At 69.1% G+C, this 19,696-nt stretch carries 17 protein-coding genes; 16 read left to right on the forward strand and 1 reads right to left on the reverse strand.

Features of this window, described 5'->3' with window-relative positions; genetic code table 11:
- Positions 1-30: 30 nt before the first annotated feature.
- The 15 genes from U3653_RS23865 (at position 31) to U3653_RS23935 (ending at position 17,997) form a co-directional block, all read left to right on the forward strand.
- Positions 31-1,266, forward strand: coding sequence for a type III polyketide synthase (locus U3653_RS23865; RefSeq protein ID WP_195082256.1), 1,236 nt, complete (start codon positions 31-33; stop codon positions 1,264-1,266).
- 268 nt (positions 1,267-1,534) lie between these two features.
- On the forward strand, positions 1,535-3,766 hold the full coding sequence (locus tag U3653_RS23870; protein WP_195082257.1) for a SulP family inorganic anion transporter: 2,232 nt from the start codon (positions 1,535-1,537) through the stop codon (positions 3,764-3,766).
- A gap of 243 nt (positions 3,767-4,009) precedes the next feature.
- Positions 4,010-6,259, forward strand: a complete 2,250-nt coding sequence (locus U3653_RS23875) for a solute carrier family 23 protein (RefSeq protein WP_195082258.1) — start codon at positions 4,010-4,012, stop codon at positions 6,257-6,259.
- A 108-nt stretch (positions 6,260-6,367) separates the two neighbouring features.
- Entirely contained in the window at positions 6,368-6,793 is a 426-nt protein-coding gene (locus U3653_RS23880; RefSeq protein ID WP_195082259.1) for a TIGR02611 family protein, read from the forward strand.
- A gap of 2 nt (positions 6,794-6,795) precedes the next feature.
- On the forward strand, positions 6,796-7,410 hold the full coding sequence (locus U3653_RS23885; RefSeq protein WP_323124421.1) for a (2Fe-2S)-binding protein: 615 nt from the start codon (positions 6,796-6,798) through the stop codon (positions 7,408-7,410).
- Between the two features lie 187 nt (positions 7,411-7,597).
- Positions 7,598-9,661, forward strand: coding sequence for a threonine--tRNA ligase (gene thrS / locus U3653_RS23890; RefSeq protein WP_195082261.1), 2,064 nt, complete (start codon positions 7,598-7,600; stop codon positions 9,659-9,661).
- Positions 9,658-10,257 (forward strand): ATP adenylyltransferase, encoded by a 600-nt coding sequence (locus tag U3653_RS23895; protein WP_067809841.1) that lies wholly within the window; start codon positions 9,658-9,660, stop codon positions 10,255-10,257. The genes thrS and U3653_RS23895 overlap by 4 nt, the downstream gene beginning before the upstream one ends.
- Positions 10,258-10,280: 23 nt before the next feature.
- Positions 10,281-10,976, forward strand: a complete 696-nt coding sequence (gene pgsA, locus U3653_RS23900; protein ID WP_195082262.1) for a phosphatidylinositol phosphate synthase — start codon at positions 10,281-10,283, stop codon at positions 10,974-10,976.
- An 88-nt stretch (positions 10,977-11,064) separates the two neighbouring features.
- Entirely contained in the window at positions 11,065-12,033 is a 969-nt protein-coding gene (locus U3653_RS23905) for a phosphatidylinositol mannoside acyltransferase (protein WP_195082263.1), read from the forward strand.
- Positions 12,030-13,154, forward strand: a complete 1,125-nt coding sequence (locus U3653_RS23910; RefSeq protein ID WP_195082264.1) for a glycosyltransferase family 4 protein — start codon at positions 12,030-12,032, stop codon at positions 13,152-13,154. The genes U3653_RS23905 and U3653_RS23910 overlap by 4 nt, the downstream gene beginning before the upstream one ends.
- Positions 13,154-14,197, forward strand: a complete 1,044-nt coding sequence (locus U3653_RS23915; protein ID WP_195082402.1) for an NUDIX hydrolase — start codon at positions 13,154-13,156, stop codon at positions 14,195-14,197. The genes U3653_RS23910 and U3653_RS23915 overlap by 1 nt, the downstream gene beginning before the upstream one ends.
- 454 nt (positions 14,198-14,651) lie before the next feature.
- Positions 14,652-15,554 (forward strand): pyridoxal 5'-phosphate synthase lyase subunit PdxS, encoded by a 903-nt coding sequence (gene pdxS, locus U3653_RS23920; protein ID WP_195042546.1) that lies wholly within the window; start codon positions 14,652-14,654, stop codon positions 15,552-15,554.
- Between the two features lie 24 nt (positions 15,555-15,578).
- A complete protein-coding gene (locus U3653_RS23925) occupies positions 15,579-16,463 on the forward strand; it encodes a LysR family transcriptional regulator (RefSeq protein ID WP_195082265.1) in 885 nt (294 codons plus the stop codon).
- A gap of 162 nt (positions 16,464-16,625) precedes the next feature.
- Complete coding sequence (locus tag U3653_RS23930) at positions 16,626-17,126, forward strand: WKL family lipoprotein (protein ID WP_195082266.1); 501 nt, start codon at positions 16,626-16,628, stop codon at positions 17,124-17,126.
- A gap of 136 nt (positions 17,127-17,262) precedes the next feature.
- Positions 17,263-17,997, forward strand: a complete 735-nt coding sequence (locus tag U3653_RS23935) for an SDR family oxidoreductase (RefSeq protein ID WP_195082267.1) — start codon at positions 17,263-17,265, stop codon at positions 17,995-17,997.
- Positions 17,998-18,118: 121 nt separating this feature from the next.
- Here the strand turns inward: U3653_RS23935 and U3653_RS23940 are convergent, their stop codons facing one another.
- Entirely contained in the window at positions 18,119-18,745 is a 627-nt protein-coding gene (locus U3653_RS23940) for a nucleoside/nucleotide kinase family protein (RefSeq protein ID WP_195082268.1), read from the reverse strand.
- A 106-nt stretch (positions 18,746-18,851) separates the two neighbouring features.
- Here U3653_RS23940 and U3653_RS23945 point away from each other — a divergent pair, with 106 nt between their 5' ends.
- Positions 18,852-19,670: an acyl-CoA thioesterase gene (locus U3653_RS23945; protein WP_195082269.1), complete on the forward strand. Its 819-nt coding sequence runs from the start codon at positions 18,852-18,854 to the stop codon at positions 19,668-19,670.
- The last annotated feature ends 26 nt before the right edge of the window (positions 19,671-19,696 follow it).

Genomic DNA, 19,696 nt, shown 5'->3' on the forward strand with positions numbered 1-19,696 from the left:
GTTGTGGGGTGGGGGATCCCTACCCCTGGGGTGTCTGGTTGCCGAGTGTTAGCTCTTCGACGATTGGAGGACGCATTCTCCATCGCTCGAGTGAGGAAAAACGGCTCTATGTCCATCGTTCTCGACCAGGCACCTCGCATTCACAGGGCTGCGCACGCGCGCGAGTACGCGATTCCGCCGGCCGTACCCGTCATCGAAGCAATTGCCACCGGTACGCCCGGTCTGGTTCTCGACCAGGCCGTCGCGGCGGAGTGGATGGCCGGGCAATTCACCGATCCGGCGCGGCAGGCCCAGGTCAGGCGGATCTTTCGCAAGACCATGATCGGCAGCAGGCGCTTCGCGGTCGACCCGCTGGACCCTCGGATCCATGCCCCGAACGGCGAACCGGCGACGATCCAGGATCGCATGCGCTTGTTCTACCGCCACGCCGTTCCACTGGCCGTCGACGTGGCGCGGCGCGCGCTCGACGGAACCGATCCGGCCGACCTCGGGCTCCTGGTGTTCGCGACGAGCACCGGCGTCATCGCGCCCGGCGTCGATGTCGCGGTCGTGGACAATCTCGGACTGCCTCGGTCGGTCGCGCGCCTGGTCGTCAACTTCATGGGCTGCGCTGCGGCGATGAACGGAATCCGCGCCGCCTCCGATTTCGTCCGGGCCAACCCCGGCAAGAAGGCGATGGTCCTGTGCATCGAGCTCAACTCGGTGCATGCCGTCCCCGTCCGGGACATCGGCGACGCGGTGACCCACAGTTTGTTCGGAGACGGTTGCGGCGCGGTCGTCATCGGAGCGAAACGCGGCACGGAACGGGCCGAACCCGGGATGATCGTCCTGCGGGACACCTTCACCCACCTGTTCGAGGCCACCGAAGACGGCATCGCGGTCGGCGTCAATCACGACGGCATCACGTGCGAGCTGTCCGAGAACGTCCCTCGATACATCTACAACGGCGTCGCTCCTGTGGTCGCTGACGTGCTGCGCCGCAACCGATTACGGCAGCAGGACATCGATGTGTGGGCGATCCATCCGGGTGGCCCGAAGATCTTGCTCGAATCCGCGCGATCGCTGGGCCTTCCGCCGGAAGCCGCCTCGGCGAGCTGGAAGGTTCTCGGCCGGTACGGAAACATGTCGAGCGTCTCGCTGATCTTCGTGCTGGAACGCATCGCCGGTGAGACCGCCGTGAACAAGCCGATCTCGACGGGTGTGGCGTTCTCGTTCGCGCCGGGCGTCACTATCGAGGGGTTGCTCTTCGACGTCGTGCGGCGATGATCGGGCTGCCTTCCGGCCGGTTGGCGGCATACCGTGTTGCGCTGTGACCTGAGTCACATTATGGTAGCGGTTGCGGTCAGCCGGATCGGAAACCTTTTCACACGCTTTGTGAACTCTTTACTATCGTTTCCATCAACCATCTCGACCACCGCTTCACGGGTCGCGCTTCACTCGACCGAATGAAGGCCCGAGCTTCGCCCGCTGCTCGCTTTCGATGCCAAGAACATGTTTGACCGATGAACCGGGTCCACCCGGCGAAGGAGAAAATATGTCCACCGACACCGATTCCGCACCACGGACGTCGCCGCACGCAGGCATTGCCGGTCGTCTGACCAGTATCGGACGTGCCGATCTGCCCGCTTCGATCGTGGTCTTCCTCGTCGCGCTTCCTCTCTCGCTCGGTGTGGCGGTGGCCTCCGGCGCTCCGGTGGCCGCCGGCCTGATCGCCGCCGCCGTGGGCGGTGTGGTGGCCGGGCTGCTCGGCGGTTCCTCGATCCAGGTCAGCGGGCCCACCGCGAGCCTCACCGTGGTCGTCGCCGCGAGCGTGCACCAATTCGGCTGGGCCGCAACGTGCTTCATCACCGTCGGCGCGGGCGTGCTGCAGATCCTCTTCGGGCTCAGTCGCGTCGCGCGGGCCGCGCTTGCCATCGCACCGGTGGTCGTGCACGGGATGCTGGCGGGCATCGGCGTGGTGATCGCGCTGCAACAGGTACACGTGCTGCTCGGCGGCAACTCGCTGAGTTCGTCGTTCGCCGCGCTGGCCGAGCTGCCGAGGCAGCTGCTGTCGGTGCGCGCAGGCGACCTGTGTGCCGGCCTGGTCGTCATCGTCATCTTGATCGCGTGGCGCTTCGTGCCGGGGCGGATACGCGTGATCCCCGGACCGCTCGTCGCGGTGGTCACCGCCACCCTGCTGGCGTTCGTGCTGCCCACGCACGTCGAACGCCTCGTGCTGGACGGCTCGTTGCCGGACTCCTTGGGCCTGCCCGCCATCCCCTCCGGCGGCCTGACGGCCATCGCCACGACCATGGTCACGATCGCCCTCATCGCCAGCATCGAGAGCCTGCTGTCGGCCGTCGCGGTGGACAAGATGCGGCCGGGGCACCGCACCGATTTCGACCGGGAGCTGATCGGGCAGGGGTCGGCCAACGTCGTGTCCGGCTTGCTCGGCGGCCTGCCGATCGCGGCCGTCATCGTGCGCAGCATCACCAACGCGAACGCGGGCGCGCGCAGCCGGGCGGCGACCGTGCTGCACGGGGTGTGGATCCTGCTGTTCGCGGTGGCCCTCGCCGGACTCGTGCGCCAGATCCCGACCGCCGCGCTGGCCGGATTGCTCATCTTCGTCGGTGTGCAGCTGATCAAGCTGGCGCACATCCGGCTGGCCCGGCGGGCCGGTGAGGTGTACGTCTACCTGGCGACGGTGCTGGGCGTGGTGTTCCTGAATCTGCTGCAGGGCATGCTGATCGGTCTGGTGCTGGCATTCGCGCTGCTGCTGTGGCGGGTGGTGCGCGTGATGATCGTCGCGGCGCCGGTTCCCGGTTCGCGTCGCTGGGTGGTCGCCATCGACGGCACCTGCACCTTCCTGGCCTTGCCGAAGCTCACCGCGGAGCTGGCGAAGGTGCCGGCCGACGCCGATGTGACCGTCGAGATGGCCGTCGACTTCCTGGACCACGCCACGCACGAGTTCCTCACCGAGTGGGCTCGCGAGCGCGAAACCGGCGGCGGCACGGTCGAATTCGCCGAACTCGGTGGCGAACGGATGAGCACCACATTGGCCGGACCGCCCGAACGCGGGCACTTCAGGCAGGTCGTCGAGCAGGTCATCGGCCCGTGGCGGCCCACGGGCGACCGGGACAACCGCATCGCGGCAGGCATCGCCGCCTACCACCGCGGCCACGCCCACCTGCTGCGCCCGCATCTGGACAGGTTGCGGCATCGGCACGCCGCCGACTCGTTCTTCCTCACCTGCGCGGACGCCAGGATCGTGCCGAACGTCATCACCAACAGCGGCCCCGGCGACCTGTTCACCGTGCGCAATGTGGGCAACCTGGTGCCGACGCGCGGTGGGGACGTCTCGGTGGAGGCGGCGCTGAGCTACGCGCTCGAGCGGCTGGACGTGCGCGCGGTCGTGGTGTGCGGTCACTCCGGCTGCGGTGCGATGGAGGCGCTGCACCGCGAGGTCATGGCAGGGGCCGGGCTCGGCGACTGGCTGGAGCACGCGCGGCCGAGCCTGGAGCGCTACCGGCTCGGACATCCGGTGGCCGCCGCGGCGGCCGAGGCGGGATTCGGGCCGGTGGACCAACTGGGCATGGTGAACGTCGCGGTGCAGCTGGAGACGTTGCACGCGCACCCGGTCGTGCGCCGGGCTATCGAGCAGCGGGGCGTGGCGGTGTCGGGTCTGTTCTTCGACCTCGCCACGGCGCGGGTGATCGAGATCATGGTGGACGGCATCGCGGAGTTCGGCGACGAACCCCGCCGCCGGATCGCGCCGGAGCCCGTCTGAACGGGCTTGTGGGGTGGATCACGATGATCGGCGACAGCAGGGCAGTGGGGAATGACACACAATCCGCGAACTTCTCAGGCTTTGCTAAGTCTTTACCAATACACTTGCACTCGTTTACATCTCGACTCATCGCTGCGTCGGGACTGCTTCACCGCGAGATGCCGGTTCGCGGTCTTGTGCCCTGCTGGACATGTTGATCGTCAACCGACCTCGGCGAGACAGCCGAGTCGGCGAAGGAGAGTCATGGCTATCGATCAAGATTTAGCCCCGCCACCGTCCATGCCCGCACCGGCGGGATCGGGCCGCAGTTCCGGACAGTTGTCCGACCGCTTCACCGATATCCTCCGCCACGACGTGCCCTCTTCGATCGTGGTTTTCCTTGTCGCCCTGCCGCTTTCGCTCGGCATCGCGATCGCTTCCGGAGCCCCTGTCGCCGCCGGGCTCATCGCCGCCGTGATCGGCGGCATCGTCGTCGGATCGCTCGGCGGCTCGGTCCTGCAGGTCAGCGGCCCCGCCGCGGGCCTCACCGTCGTGGTCGCCGAGACGATCAACCAATTCGGTTGGCGTACCACGTGTTTCATCGTCTTCGCGGCCGGCGTGCTGCAAATCCTGCTCGGCCTCAGCCGCGTGGCCAGGGCGGCGCTCGCCGTCGCGCCCGTGGTGGTGCACGCCATGCTCGCCGGTATCGGCATCACCATCGCCCTGCAGCAGATCCATGTGCTGCTCGGCGGTTCCTCGCACAGCTCGGCCTGGCGCAACATCATCGAACTGCCGGGACAGCTGCTGTCGCTGGAGGGCGGCGGCACGCTGATCGGCGCGGTCGTGATCGCGATCATGCTCGGCTGGAAGTACCTGCCCGCGCGCATCAGGGTCGTGCCGGGCCCGTTGGTCGCGGTGCTGGTGGGCACGGTGTTGTCGCTGGTGTTGCCGCTGAACGCCGAGCGCATCGTGCTCAACGGATCGCTGTTCGACGCCATCGGCCTGCCCGCTCTGCCGCGCGGCGACTGGTCGGGTCTGGCGCTGGCCATCCTCACCATCGCGCTGATCGCCAGCGTGGAGAGCCTGCTGTCGGCGGTGGCCGTGGACAAGATGCACTCGCGCAAGCGCACCGACTTCGACCGGGAGCTGATCGGCCAGGGCTCGGCGAACGTGCTGTCGGGCCTGCTCGGCGGCCTGCCGGTCACCGGCGTGATCGTCCGCAGCGCCACCAACGTGCAGGCGGGCGCGCACAGCCGCGCCTCCGCGATCCTGCACGGCGTCTGGGTGCTGGTGTTCTCGGTGGCGCTGGTCTCGGTGGTGGAGCAGATCCCGAAGGCCGCGCTGGCCGGTCTGCTCATCGTCATCGGCATCCAGCTGGTGAAGCTGGCCCACATCAAACTGGCTCGGCGGACCGGCGACCTCCTGATCTACGCGGTGACGGTGCTCGGCGTGGTGTTCGCGAACCTGCTCGAGGGCGTGCTGATCGGTCTGGGCCTCGCGTTCGGCCTGCTGCTGTGGCGGGTGGTCCGCGTGGCGATCAAGGCCGACCAGCTCCCCGGCACCCAGCGCTGGTTGGTCACCATCGACGGTTCGGCCACCTTCCTCGCGTTGCCGAAGCTGTCGGCGCAGTTGGCGAAGATCCCGCCGGGAGCCGATGTCACGGTGGAGATGACCGTCGACTTCCTCGATCACGCCGCTTTCGAGGCCATCGAGGAATTCGCCCGCCAGCAGGTGAACAACGGCGGCTGCGTCGATTTCGTGGAGATCGGCGGCGCCAGGATGGCCCACGCCGCGGCCAAGCCGCCCGCGCGTAGCTTCGCGCGCTCGGTCTGGGACGAGATCCTCGGCCCTTGGCGGCATGACGAGCGGCACGAGAACCCGGTGGCGGCGGGCGTCGCGGCCTACCACCGCAGCCACGCGCACGTCGTCCGGCCGCACCTGGACGAGCTGCGCGACAAGCAGGACCCGGATTCGTTCTTCCTGACCTGCTCGGACTCGCGGATCGTGCCGAACATCATCACCAACAGCGGCCCGGGGGACCTGTTCACCGTGCGCAACGTGGGCAATCTCGCACCCGCCGACGGTGACGCCTCGGTGGAGGCCGCGCTGGTGTTCGCGCTCGAACAGCTGAACGTCCGCTCGATCGTGGTCTGCGGGCATTCGTCCTGCGGTGCGATGACGGCGTTGCACACCGGCGCGAAGGTTCCCGGCGTGGACGCCTGGCTCTCCCATGCCCGACCCAGCCTGGAGCGCTTCCGCGCCGGGCATCCGGTGGCCGGTGCGGCGCGGGAGGCCGGTTTCGGCGAGGTCGATCAGCTGAGCATGGTGAACGTGGCGGTGCAGCTCGAGCTGCTGCACCGGCACCCGGCGGTGCGCAAGGCGGTCGCCGAACGCGGCGTCAAGGTGTCGGGCCTGTTCTTCGACATCGCCAGCGCCCGCGTGGTCGAGGTGACCGAGAACGGCATCGCGCACATCGATGACGCGGGCCAGCGGCCCGCTCGCGAACTCGTCTGACCGACGGGGATGGATGATCCCGCCCCGGGCAGCCCGCCCGGGGCGGGATCATCGTATCCGGGCACGTGGGAGCGGCTCCGATAGGCCGAACGCTCGTACCCTGGGGGCGTGACCGCAGACCCGGAGACGAGTTCGACCGATCGGCCGACCCGCTGGCGCGCCTTCCGCGCCGGGCTCGAGCGCCGACCTACGCTGTACTTCGGCTACCGCATCGTGGTCGCGGTGGTCGGTGTGGCCGTGCTCGCGGCAGGCGTGCTCGCGATCCCCTATCCCGGTCCCGGCTGGGCGATCGTGTTCGCCGGATTGGGTATCCTCGCCACGGAATTCGCTTGGGCGCGCAGAGTTTTGACCTGGCTGCGGGACCGGTACCGGCAATTGATGGACTGGTACTCGCGGCAGGGCCGCGTCGTGCAGGTGGCCGGGGCGGTCGCCACCGCCGCGCTGGTGGTGGCGACGCTGTGGGTGTTGGGAACCTTCGGGCTTGTGGGTAGTTGGATCGGAGTCGAATGGGAATGGCTGCGCAGCCCCCTGTAACGGTGACCACCGTTCCCGGGCGCATGCTCACCCGACCGGAATGGCTGGCCGCGCGCATCGCGGAGATGGGCCATTCCTGGGGGACCACGTCGCTGCGCATCGCGGGCACGCTGTGGTGGTGCATGGTCGCGTCCGCGCTGGTGGAGCAGATCGCGCGGGCGTACGCGCACGACGAGGAGGCCCCCGAAGCCACGCTGGAGCGGCTGGAGTGCGAAGTGCGCCCCGACGGCGGCATCGAACGGGTGCGCATCCCGGCGGACGGCGGCCGGGCCGCCGGAAGCGCGGCGGCGCTGCACGAGACGCTGGCGACCGTCATCCCACCGGTGGCCCGGGTCTCGAGCGCGGGGGTCCCCGCGTTGTGGGCGATCGTGGCCGACGCGATCGGCAACCGCGCCCTGGACGCCGGGTCGCCGGAGGCGGGCGCGCGGCTGGCCGCCGCGATCGGCGGCAAACTTCCGGTTCCGCGTTTCGTGGAGATCGGCGGACGCACCTTCGTGCGGCGCATCTCCTGCTGCCTGGTGTTCGAGGTCCCGGGCTGCGACATGTGCACCAGCTGCCCGAAACGCCCGGCCGCCGAACGCATCGCACTGCTGGCGGACCTGGCCGCCGAAGGCTGACCGCCCGCCGCGCGGCACCGCGGCGCGCCCACCGGGAACCCGATCGCCACCCGGCCGCTACGGCGCAAAACCCGGAGGGACGGGCCGAAGCGGCGGGACAGTAGCATGGTCGCGCCGGACGAACATGCGGTCGGCCACCATCCAGCGGGCCTCCGCCCGCACACGAAACGCCAAGGAGAGCGCAGCCGTGACCACCTCAGCCGCCATCAGCCCAGTCGCCCTCGTCCGGGTGCCGGCCGGGACGACGGCGGGCGCCGCGGTGCGCGAGGCGGGGTTGCCCACCAAGGGGCCCGACACCGTGGTCGTCGTCCGGGCCGACGGCGAGCTCAAAGACCTGTCCTGGACTCCGGACAAGGACGTCGAAGTGGAGCCGGTCGCGGCGAACACCCCCGACGGCCGCAACGTCATCCGGCACTCCGCCGCGCATGTGCTCGCCCAGGCGGTGCAGCAGGAATTCCCCGAGGCCAAGCTGGGCATCGGCCCCTACATCAAGGACGGGTTCTACTACGACTTCCGCGTCGAGCGCCCGTTCACCCCGGAGGACTTGGCCAAGCTGGAATCCCGGATGAAGAAGATCGTCAAGGGTGCGCAGCGGTTCTCCCGCCGGGTGGTCGAGGTGGACGAGGCCAGGGTCGAGCTGGCCGGTGAGCCGTTCAAACTGGAGCTGATCAGCGACAAGTCCGGCATCGATGACCCGGAGGTCATGGAGGTCGGCGGCAAAGAGCTGACCATCTACGACAACCTGGATCCGCGCACCGGCGAGAAGATCTGGGGCGATCTGTGCCGCGGCCCGCACATCCCGACCACCAAATTCATCCCGGCCTTCAAACTGACCCGCAGCTCGGCCGCCTACTGGCGCGGCGATCAGAGCCGCGAGGACCTGCAGCGCATCTACGGCACCGCGTGGGAGTCGCAGGAGGCGCTCGACGAGCACCTGCACCTGCTCGCGGAAGCGGAGCGGCGTGACCACCGCAAGCTCGGCCTGGAGCTGGACCTGTTCAGCTTCCCCGACGAGCTCGGTTCCGGTCTTCCGGTGTTCCACCCCAAGGGCGGCATCATCCGCAAGGAGCTGGAGGAGTACTCGCGTCGCAGGCATGTCGCGGCCGGCTACGAGTTCGTCAACACCCCGCACATCACCAAGGGCCATCTGTTCGAAGTCTCCGGTCACCTGGACTGGTATCGCGACGGCATGTTCCCGGCGATGCACCTGGACGCGGAGTTCAACGAGGACGGCACCGTCCGCAAGCCCGGCCAGGACTACTACGTCAAGCCGATGAACTGCCCGATGCACAACCTGATCTTCCGCGCCCGCGGCCGGTCGTACCGGGAGCTTCCGCTGCGACTGTTCGAGTTCGGCTCGGTCTACCGGTACGAGAAGTCCGGCGTGGTGCACGGCCTGACCCGAGTGCGCGGCATGACCCAGGACGACGCGCACATCTACTGCACCAAAGAGCAGATGCACGGCGAACTGACCGACACGCTGCGGTTCGTGCTCGACCTGCTGAAGGACTACGGCCTCGACGACTTCTACCTCGAGCTGTCCACCAAGGACCCGAAGAAGTTCGTCGGTTCCGACGAGATCTGGGAGGAGGCCACCGAGACCTTGTCCAAGGTCGCCTCGGCCTCCGGCCTGGAGCTGGTGCCGGATCCGGGCGGCGCCGCCTTCTACGGCCCGAAGATCTCCGTGCAAGCCAAGGACGCGCTCGGCCGCACCTGGCAGATGTCGACCATCCAACTGGACTTCAACCTGCCCGAGCGCTTCGACCTGGAGTACACCGCCTCCGACGGCACCAAGCAGCGGCCGGTCATGATCCACCGCGCGCTGTTCGGCTCGATCGAGCGCTTCTTCGGTGTGCTCACCGAGCACTACGCGGGCGCGTTCCCGGCCTGGCTGTCGCCGGTGCAGGTCGTCGGCATTCCGGTCGCGGAGGCTTTCGCGCCGCATCTGGACGGGGTGATCGAGCGGTTGCGCGACGAGGGCGTCCGTGCGCAGGTGGACCGCAGCGACGACCGGATGCAGAAGAAGATCTTCAACAACACCGCCCAGAAGGTGCCGTTCATGCTGCTGGCCGGTGAGCGCGACGTGAACGCGAACGCCGTGAGCTTCCGCTTCCGCGACGGCACCCAGGTCAACGGCGTGCCCGTCGACGACGCGGTGGCCACCGTCGTCGAGTGGATCGCCCATCGGGAGAACGCCTCGCCGACGGCCGACGGTTTCGAGATCCGAGCAGCGAACAAGGGTGGGGCATGACCGAGCGGACGGTGCCGGAGGGGCTGGCGGATCTGGACGGGACCGCGGCCTCGGCCGATCCGGGCAGCATCGTGGACACCGGCGCCGGGGAACCGGATCGGCTGCTGCGCTTGTGGACGCCGTATCGCATGTCCTACATCGCCGAGGCGGCCACGGGTCCCAAGGATTCGACCGGCCATCCCTTCACCGACATCCCGAAGATGTCGGACGAGGACGGATTGGTCGTCGCCAGGGGTGAGCTGGTGTACGCGGTGCTGAACCTGTACCCGTACAACCCGGGACACATGATGGTGGTGCCGTACCGCAAGGTGGCGAACCTGGAGGACCTCACCGAGGCGGAGAGCGCCGAGCTGATGGCGTTCACCCAGCAGGCGATCCGGGTGATGAAGAAGGTGTCCCGGCCGCACGGCTTCAACGTGGGGCTGAATCTCGGCGGGGTGGCAGGCGGATCGCTGGCCGACCACCTGCACCAGCACATCGTCCCGCGCTGGGGCGGCGACGCGAACTTCATCACGGTCATCGGCGGGGCGAAGGTGATGCCGCAACTGCTGCGGGAGACCAGGGCGCTGCTGTCGGCGGCCTGGAAGGAGGCGTAGATGAGCGACCGAGCGGATCGGCCGTGCTGAGTTTCTTCGGCCGCGAGACGTTCGCCAAGGCGACGGCTCCGCTGGGCCGCGCGCTCGTCGCCACCGGATTGACACCGGACAGCATGACGCTGATCGGCACCACCGCCTCCATCCTCGCCGCCGTCACCCTCTTCCCGACCGGACACCTGTTCTGGGGAACCATGGTGATCTGGCTGTTCGTCATGTTCGACATGCTCGACGGGGCGATGGCGCGGGCGCGTGGCGGTGGCACGAAATACGGCGCGGTGCTGGACGCCACCTGTGACCGGCTGGCCGACGGCGCCATCTTCGGCGGGCTGGCCTGGTGGGCGGTGTACCACGAGCAGCACAGGCCGTTGTTCGCCGCGACGCTCGTCGTCTTGGTGACCTCGCAGGTGATCTCCTATGCCAAGGCGCGTGCCGAAGCCAGCGGCCTTTCCGCGGACGGCGGCATCATCGAGCGGCCGGACCGGCTGATCATCGTGCTGGTTGGCGCCGGACTCACCGGGATCGGCGGCTACTGGGGCATCGAGTGGCTCACCTACGCCGTGCATGTGGCCATGTGGATTCTCGCCGTGCTGAGCATCGTCACCGTGGTGCAGCGTGTGCTGGCCGTGCGCAACTCGCCCGGGGCGCGCACCGTGATCCCGGCCGCGCAGGTGCAGCGACCCGGCGCGGGCAGCGCAGGCACTTCGGGACTTCCGTCGTGACCGCACTCGGTGCCGGGCGCGAACCGATCGACGGTGGCGCCCGGGTATTCGCGACGATCACGTGCGGACCAGCGGCTCGGGAGCGGGGATGACGATCGGGGAACAACTCGGCGCCGCCGGATACGCGGCGGGCTGGCGGGTGGTGCGTGCGCTGCCGGAGCCGACGGCGCGGCGGCTGTTCGAGTGGGGCGCCGACCGGATCGCCCGGCGCGCCAATCGGGAATTCCACGCGGGCGGCGCGCCGGACCAGTTGCGGCGCAATCTGGCGCGCGTGCTCGGCGTCCTTCCCGCCGATGTGCCCGACGAACTGATCGTCGCCAGTATGCGCTCCTACGCACGGTATTGGCGGGAGGCGTTCCGGCTGCCCACGATGGACCACACCGCGATCGACTACTACGTCGGCGGGCTCGAGCACCTGGATGCCGGGCTCGCGAACGGCCGGGGCGTGATCCTGGTGCTGCCGCACTCCGGCAACTGGGACATGGCGGGCGTCTGGCTGGTGCAGCACTACGGCGGCTTCACCACCGTCGCCGAGCGGTTGAAGCCGGAGTCGCTGTTCGAGCGGTTCGTCGCCTACCGGGAGAGCCTCGGCTTCGAGGTGTTCCCGCTGACCGGCGGCGAGCAGCCGCCGTTCGGCCGGTTGGCCGACCGCCTACGGCAGAACAAGATCGTGTGCCTGATGGGCGAACGCGACCTCACCGGCAAGGGTGTGCCCGTGGACTTCTTCGGTGAGCGCACCTGGATGCCCGCGGGCGCGGCGAAACTCGCCATCGAGACCGGCGCGGCGTTGCTGCCGGTGCACGCGTGGTTCGAGGTGGACGCCGACGGCCGCGAGAACTGGGGACTGAAAACCGAAGCGCCGCTGGATATTTCCGGTGGCGTGGCCGCGGCCACCCAGGCGCTCGCCGACCGTTTCGCGGCGAATATCGCCGAGCACCCCGCGGATTGGCACATGCTGCAACCATTGTGGGAGAGCGATCTCTCGCCGCAGCGGCGTGCCAGAATCGGCGCCGCGCAGGCGAGCATCAAAGCCGAGCAGGGAGACGTATCGCCATGAAGATCGGCATGGTCTGCCCCTATTCGTTCGACGTCCCCGGTGGGGTGCAGGCGCATGTGGTCGAACTGGCGCGGGTGCTCATCGAACGCGGGCACAAGGTGAGTGTTCTGGCGCCCGCCTCGGAGGGCACTCCACTGCCGGAATTCGTGGTGTCGGCGGGGCGCGCGGTGGCCATCCCGTACAACGGGTCGGTGGCGCGACTGTCGTTCGGGCCCATGGCCTACACCAGGATTCGCCGATGGATCGACGGCAACGACTTCGACGTGCTGCACATCCACGAGCCGAACGCGCCCAGCCTGTCCATGCTCGCGCTGAAGATCGCCGAGGGCCCGATCGTGGCGACCTTCCACACCTCGACGACGAAATCCCTGGTGCTCAGTACTTTTCAGGGGGTGCTGCGGCCGTATCACGAGAAGATCCTCGGTCGTATCGCGGTGTCCGAACTCGCGCGCCGCTGGCAGGTCGAAGCGCTCGGCTCGGACGCCGTCGAGATTCCCAACGGTGTCGACGTCCCGGCCTTCGCTCGCGCGCCGATGCTGCCGGGCTATCCGCGGCCCGGCGGGACGGTGCTGTTCCTGGGGCGCTACGACGAGCCGCGCAAGGGCATGCAGGTGCTGCTCGGCGCGCTGCCCGAACTGGTGCGCGAGCACCCCGACGTCGAGATCCTGATCGTCGGCCGCGGCGAGGAGGACCGGTTGCGCCGCGAAGCCGGCGAGCTGGCCGGCCATCTGCGCTTCCTCGGGCAGGTGTCCGACGAGGAGAAGGCTTCGGCGATGCGGAGCGCGGACGTGTATGTCGCGCCGAACCTGGGCGGCGAGAGCTTCGGCATCATCCTGATCGAGGCGATGGCGGCGGGCACCGCGGTCGTGGCCAGCGAACTGGACGCCTTCCGCCGGGTGCTGCGGGACGGAACGGCGGGCATGCTGGTCCCGGTCGGCGACTCCGCGGCCCTGGCCTCCGCGCTGCACACCGTGCTCACCGACGAAGTGCGCCGAGAGGCTTTGGTGCGTACCGCCACCCAGGTCGTCGGCGAGTACGACTGGCCGGTGGTGGCCGAACAGATCCTGCGCGTCTACGAGACGGTGACCGTGGGCGACACGAGAGTGCGGGCCGCAGGATGATCACCTTCTCCGCGACCACCGTTCTCGTCCTCGCGCTGATCGCCGCTGTGGTCGTCGCGATCGGCTTGTGGGCGTATTCCACCGCCAACCGGCTCGACCGGCTGCACGTGCGCTCCGACCAGTCCTGGCAGGCGCTCGACGCGGCGCTGGCGCGGCGCGCGGTGGTGGCCAGGTCGGTCGCGATGGCGATCGCGGGTCCGGTGTCCGATCCGGCCATGGCGGAGCAGGCCGCTCAACTGGCGGCGCTGGCGGACCGGGCCGAGCGCGCGGGCCGCGCCGAGCGGGAGACGGTGGAGAACCGGTTGTCCACGGCGCTGTCGGCGGTCGACATCGGCACGCTGCGCCCGCAACTGGTCGCCGAGCTGGCCGACGCCGAGGCCAGGGTGCTGATCGCCCGCCGCTTCCACAACGACGCCGTGCGCGACACGCTGGCGCTGCGCACGCGCCGCCCGGTCCGCATGCTGCACCTCGGGGGTACCGCCCCCTTACCGTCCTACTTCGAGATCACCGAGCGCGCGACACCCGCCGCGTCCACGGGTCTCGCGGTGGACACCATCCGTACCACTGCCCGTGTCGTGCTGTTCGACGAGAACGACCGGACCCTGCTGATGCGTGGGAACGATCCGAAGACGCCCGAGGTGTCGTTCTGGTTCACCGTCGGCGGCGGCGTCGAGCCGGGGGAGACCCTGCGCGCGGCGGCGGTCCGGGAACTGTACGAAGAGACCGGGTATCGCGCGGACCCGGCCGACCTGCGTGGCCCGATCTGGCGGCGGGTCGCGGTCTTTCCGTTCGACGGTGAGCTGATCCGCTCCGAAGAGCTGTTCTTCGCGCTGCGCACGCGGGGATTCCAACCGCACGCGGCGAATCGGACCCTCATCGAACGCCGCTCCATCACCGGGCACAAATGGTGCACCGCCGCCGACATCGTCGCGCTGGACCGCTCCGGCGAAACGGTCTACCCGTATCACCTGGACGAGCTGCTGGCCGGAGCGGCCGAGGCGGCGTCGGGGACCGGCGATCCGGAGGTCCGCTCCATCCGCTGACCGGTCCGGGAACGAATGTGATGTGCTTCACGATCGTGATAGCGTCGCGATGATCCAGGGCGCCGGAGGGTATCGATGTCAGGGACGCATGTGATTTCGGTGTCGTGGTCCCGCCGTCGGCGGTGCTGTTCCTGTTCGGTCGTGGAGGTAGTTGATTCATGTCGTACCTGCTGTTCGATTTCCTGTTGCCGCTGATCGGCCCCGCGGCCGCGGAGTACTGGGCGCAATTGCTGGTGGTCGGCCCGCTGTGATCGGACGCCGGGCGCGGACCGGGAAGGCCGGTGCGGCGCCGGGACGGCTGGGCAGCCGAGCCTTCCCGGCGTAAAGCGTCCGTACCGGGATCGCACCAGGCCAGTGCGCTCCAACTGGCTATCAGGTGGCCTTTTGCGGCCACCTAGAATCGTGGCGTTCGAATGCGAGTGATCGATTGGCGCGATGCCTGGAGGAGTTTGCTGTGACCACCCCCGAGACCACCCAGACCGTCGGTACCGCCCGCGTGAAGCGCGGCATGGCCGAGATGCTCAAGGGCGGGGTGATCATGGACGTCGTCACGCCGGAGCAGGCCAAGATCGCCGAGGACGCCGGTGCGGTCGCGGTGATGGCGCTGGAGCGCGTCCCCGCCGACATCCGGGCCCAGGGCGGTGTCTCCCGGATGAGCGACCCGGACATGATCGACGGCATCATCAACGCGGTCTCCATCCCGGTCATGGCGAAGGCCCGCATCGGCCACTTCGTGGAGGCGCAGATCCTGCAGAGCCTCGGCGTCGACTACATCGATGAGTCCGAGGTGCTCACCCCCGCCGACTACGCCAACCACATCGACAAGTGGAACTTCACCGTGCCGTTCGTCTGCGGCGCCACCAACCTCGGCGAGGCGCTGCGCCGGATCACCGAGGGCGCGGCCATGATTCGGTCCAAGGGCGAGGCGGGCACCGGTGACGTGTCCAACGCGACCACGCACATGCGCAAGATCCGCCAGGAGATCCGCAGGCTGTCGTCCCTGCCCGAGGACGAGCTGTTCGTCGCCGCCAAGGAGCTGCAGGCGCCCTACGAGCTGGTCCGTGAGATCGCCGAGACGGGCAAGCTGCCTGTCGTGCTGTTCACCGCGGGCGGCATCGCCACTCCGGCCGACGCCGCGATGATGATGCAGCTCGGGGCCGAGGGCGTGTTCGTGGGGTCGGGCATCTTCAAGTCCGGCAACCCGGCGCAGCGCGCCGCCGCCATCGTCAAGGCCACCACCTTCTACGACGATCCGGATGTGCTGGCGAAGGTGTCGCGTGGTCTGGGTGAGGCCATGGTCGGCATCAACGTCGAGGAGATCGCCCAGCCGCATCGCCTGGCCGAGCGCGGCTGGTGATCCGCGGCCGGTAGCGTCTGCCGCGTGGAGTTGCGGCAGTTGCGGTACTTCGTGGTTCTGGCGGAGGAATTGCACTTCCGCCGGGCCGCGCAGCGATTGTTCATCTCGACGCCGACGCTCAGCCAGCAGATCAAGGTGCTGGAACGGGAGGTGGGCGGTCCCCTGCTGGTCCGGGAGCCGCGGGTGGAATTGACGCCCGCGGGCGCGGTGCTGCTGCGTTCCGGCCGCGACGTTCTGCGCGCGATGGACGAGGCGATGCGCGCGACCAGGCGTGCCGCCGTAGGAGGCGCCCCGGTACTGCGCCTGGGACTGCTCAACGGCGTCCCGCCCTGGCTGCCCACCCGTATTGGTAGTCTGCTCGCCGCGGCGCTGCCCGGCGCGCGGATGGTGCTCACCGGGGGGACCACCGCCGACCAGGTTCGCTTTCTCGACGACGACGAAGTCGATCTCGCCTTGGTGCGCGCCCCGGTGGACCTGCCCGACCGCTTCGCGCAACGTCCGGTGGCCCGCGAGGAACTGGGCGTCGTGATGTCCGAGCGGCATCCCCTCGCCGGTGCCATGCCGCTGGACCCCACCGAGCTGAGCGGGCAGGAATTGATCTTGTTCGCCCGGGAATCCGCTGCGGGGCTGCATGATTCGCTGTTGCGGACGCTCGCGGGCCACGGCGCCGCGGTACGGCTCAGCGACAGCGCGATGGGGCATGCCCAGATGCTGGCCGTGCTGCCGTCGCGCCCTGACGCGATCGGGCTCAGCTCCGCGCGCGCTGACGGACTGCCCGGTCTGGTTTGGCGGCCGTTGCGGGGTGCGCCCCTGATGGTGACCTATGCGATCGCCTGGCGCGCCACGGTGCGCGATCCGGCCGTGGCGGCGCTGCTCACGGCACTGACGGCCGAACTGTCGCCGGAATGAGCCCGCCGGGGACGCTTCCGATGCTAGGTTCACTTCTTACGGCGGCCAGAAGGTCGTCTCATGGTTCTCACAATCACGCTCAGTAGCTTCGCCATTCGATGGCCCCCCGGCCACATCGCGCCCCACCACCGTCGGATCGATCCGAGTGCAAAGGACGAACAGTTGAAGCTTCTCGAGACCGGACGCATCGCAGCGGCGGGCCTGGCCCTTGCGGCCGCCCTGAGCCTGGCCGCCTGCGGCAGCGACGACAAGAGCGACTCGCACAGCTCCAGCCACACCACCACCACCGCCGCCGCGTCGGCGACCGCGAACGTACCCGCCCCGCCCACCAAAGAGGAACTCAACGCCAACCTGCAGCGCGCGCTCGACCCCTCGGTGCCGAACGAGGAGAAGCTCGACCTCGTGCAGGGCATCCAGGCCGACCCGAGCCTGCCCAACCGCTTGGCCCAGGCGTTTCAGCAGGCCAACGCCACGGCAGTGGTAACGGGTGTGACGGCCTTCGGTGACACTGTCACCGCCCAGGCCACGTTCACCATCAACGGGCAGCCGAACCAGGTCGACGTTCCGTTCGTCCTCGAAGACGGCAAGTGGAAGGTCCAGAAGGCCTGGGCCTGCCAGGCGCTGGCCAACCTGAACCAGCAATCCCCGGCTTGCGCCGCCTGACGGGTCGCTTCGCGGTGGCCGTCCACCGAGATCCTTGGGCCGAATCGGTCCACGGACCCGCGATGTTAGTCCGAGCCTAAGGCGTATTCGGCAGCGCGACATGGACACCCGACCATGGCGATGGTCGGGTGGAGTCATGACAGCAAGCAGTACAACACCCGAACGCGTCGTCATCGTCGGCGGCGGCTCCGGCATGGGACTGGCGCTGGCCGCGTCGCTGATCGACGAAGGCGCACAGGTCACCATCGCGGGCCGTTCCGCCGAACGACTGGCCGCGGCCGAGCGCACTCTGTCCGGGGGACCGGGCACGGTGCGCTCGGTCGTCGCGGACGTCACCCGCGAAGCCGACCTCGAGCGCTTGTTCGCCGGATCGGAACCGGCCGATCATGTCGTCACCACCGCCGCCGACGTCACCGGCGCCTATCAGCAGCTGGACCGGTTCGACGCCGATCTGGCGCGAAACCTCGTCTCCGCCAAGTTGATCGGGCCCATGCTGCTGGCCAAACACGCCCGGGTGGCCCCCGGCGGCTCGCTGACGTTCACTTCCGGCATCGCGGCCTATCGCCCCGCCCCGGGCGGCGCCATGGTGGCGGCCGTCAACGGCGCCCTCGCCTCGCTGGCCTACGCGCTGGCCCTCGAACTCGGCCCGGTCCGCGTCAACGTGGTCTCGCCGGGGTGGGTCGACACACCGATCTGGGACGCCATCGCCGGGCCCGCGAAAACCGAACGTCATCAGCAGCTCGCCGCGCGGCTGCCCGTCGGCCGCATCGGCCGCCCTTCCGACATCGCGCAGGCGATGCTGGGCGTGATGCGCAATCCCTTCATCACCGGCACGGTCCTGCACGTGGACGGCGGGCATCGGTTGGTCTGATCGCGGGGCGACGGTGGTCGAGACGCACATATAGGTACGCGACTATGCGCATCAAAACATGAGAAGTCCCGAGAAACATCCCGCACCGTGACGAACGGGAATCGGCAAGGACGGGCGGAACTCAGTCCGCCCGGTCCTCACCGACCCGCAGCGCCGGGCGATCGGGATGGTCCCACCGCACGAAGAATGTCGGTGTACATGGGTTCTCGGCATCGTGGCGCAGCAGGGCGGGAACGGTCCACTGCGCGTCGGCCGGGGTGCGGCGGCGGAGCGCGGCCTCGGACAGGTCCAGCCGGAGGCTCAGATCGGGGTCGATATGGCGGCCTGCGAGCATCGGGCCCGCGACCACGATGGTGGTGGCGGGTGGCGCCGTGCGGATCGCGGCGCGTGCGGAGCGGTCGGTCGCTTCGTCCCACAGCGCGGGCAGCCACCGGCCGTGCTCGCGCAGCGCGTCCACCACTTCCCGGCGCAGCGCGGCGTAGTCGAACCACGCGGTGCGATAGGACATCTCGTCGGTGCGGCCGAACTCCATGCGCAGGGACGCAGGCCGCACGTAGTCGTGCACGGAGACCACGTCGGCCGATCGGCCGGCCGCGCGCAGCGCCTCGGTGATCCGCTCCGCGAGGGCCACCGGCTGGGCGGCATCCGCCCCGTCGACGGTGATCACCGTGTGCGACGTCGTGGACAGCACAGGCTGGATCACCTGCTCGACGAGTGCGTCGGGGGTGATGGGCAGGAAGCGCGGCACTCGTCCATCTCAGCAAAAGCGTCACGGCCGGTGCGGCGTGGGCGTTGCCGGGCGTTCACCGGCGGCCGAGCGGCGCCGCGGGCAGCGGCCGGGATAATCTCAGCGCATGGCGACAATCGAAGAGGCGCTGGAGATAGAGCGGCTGGAGCGGGACATCTTCCGTGGCGCGTCCACCAAGACCCAGCTGCAGCGCACGTTCGGCGGCCAGGTTGCCGGCCAGGCGCTCGTGTCCGCGGTCCGGACGGTGGAACCGCGATTCCAGGTGCACTCGCTGCACGGATACTTCCTGCGTCCGGGCAATCCGCAGGAGCCGACGGTCTACCAGGTCGAACGCATCCGGGACGGGCGGTCGTTCTGCACCAGGCGGGTGACCGGCATCCAGGACGGCGCCGCGATCTTCACCATGTCGGCGTCGTTCCACGTCGGTGACGAGGGCCCCGAGCATCAGGACGTCATGCCCGATGTCCCGATGCCGGACGATCTGCCCGACGCCAGCACCACGATGTCCCCCGAACGCCTGTGGGCGATGCGCGAGTGGGAGCACTGGGACATCCGCATGGTCCCGCAGGAGAACGTCTCCCGCCGCGACGGCGTGGTCTCCCAGCAGCAGGTGTGGTTCCGCTACCGGCACCTGCTACCCGACGACCCGCTGGTGCACGTGTGCACCCTCGCCTACATGAGCGACATGACGCTGCTGGGTTCCTCGAAGGTCATCCATCCCGACGAGCCGACCCAGAACGCCTCGCTCGACCACGCGATGTGGTTTCTGCGCCCCTTCCGCGCCGACGAATGGCTGCTCTACGACCAGTCCTCGCCGTCGGCCGCCTTCGGCCGTGGACTGACCGGCGGCAAAATCTTCACCCGCGAGGGCACGCTCGTCGCGGCCGTGGTGCAGGAAGGCCTCATCCGCACGCTGCGGGACTGAACCAGCACGCAGCCGACCGTGAGCGG

The organism is Nocardia implantans (assembly GCF_035544775.1).
GTDB classification, from domain to species: Bacteria; Actinomycetota; Actinomycetes; order Mycobacteriales; family Mycobacteriaceae; genus Nocardia; species Nocardia implantans.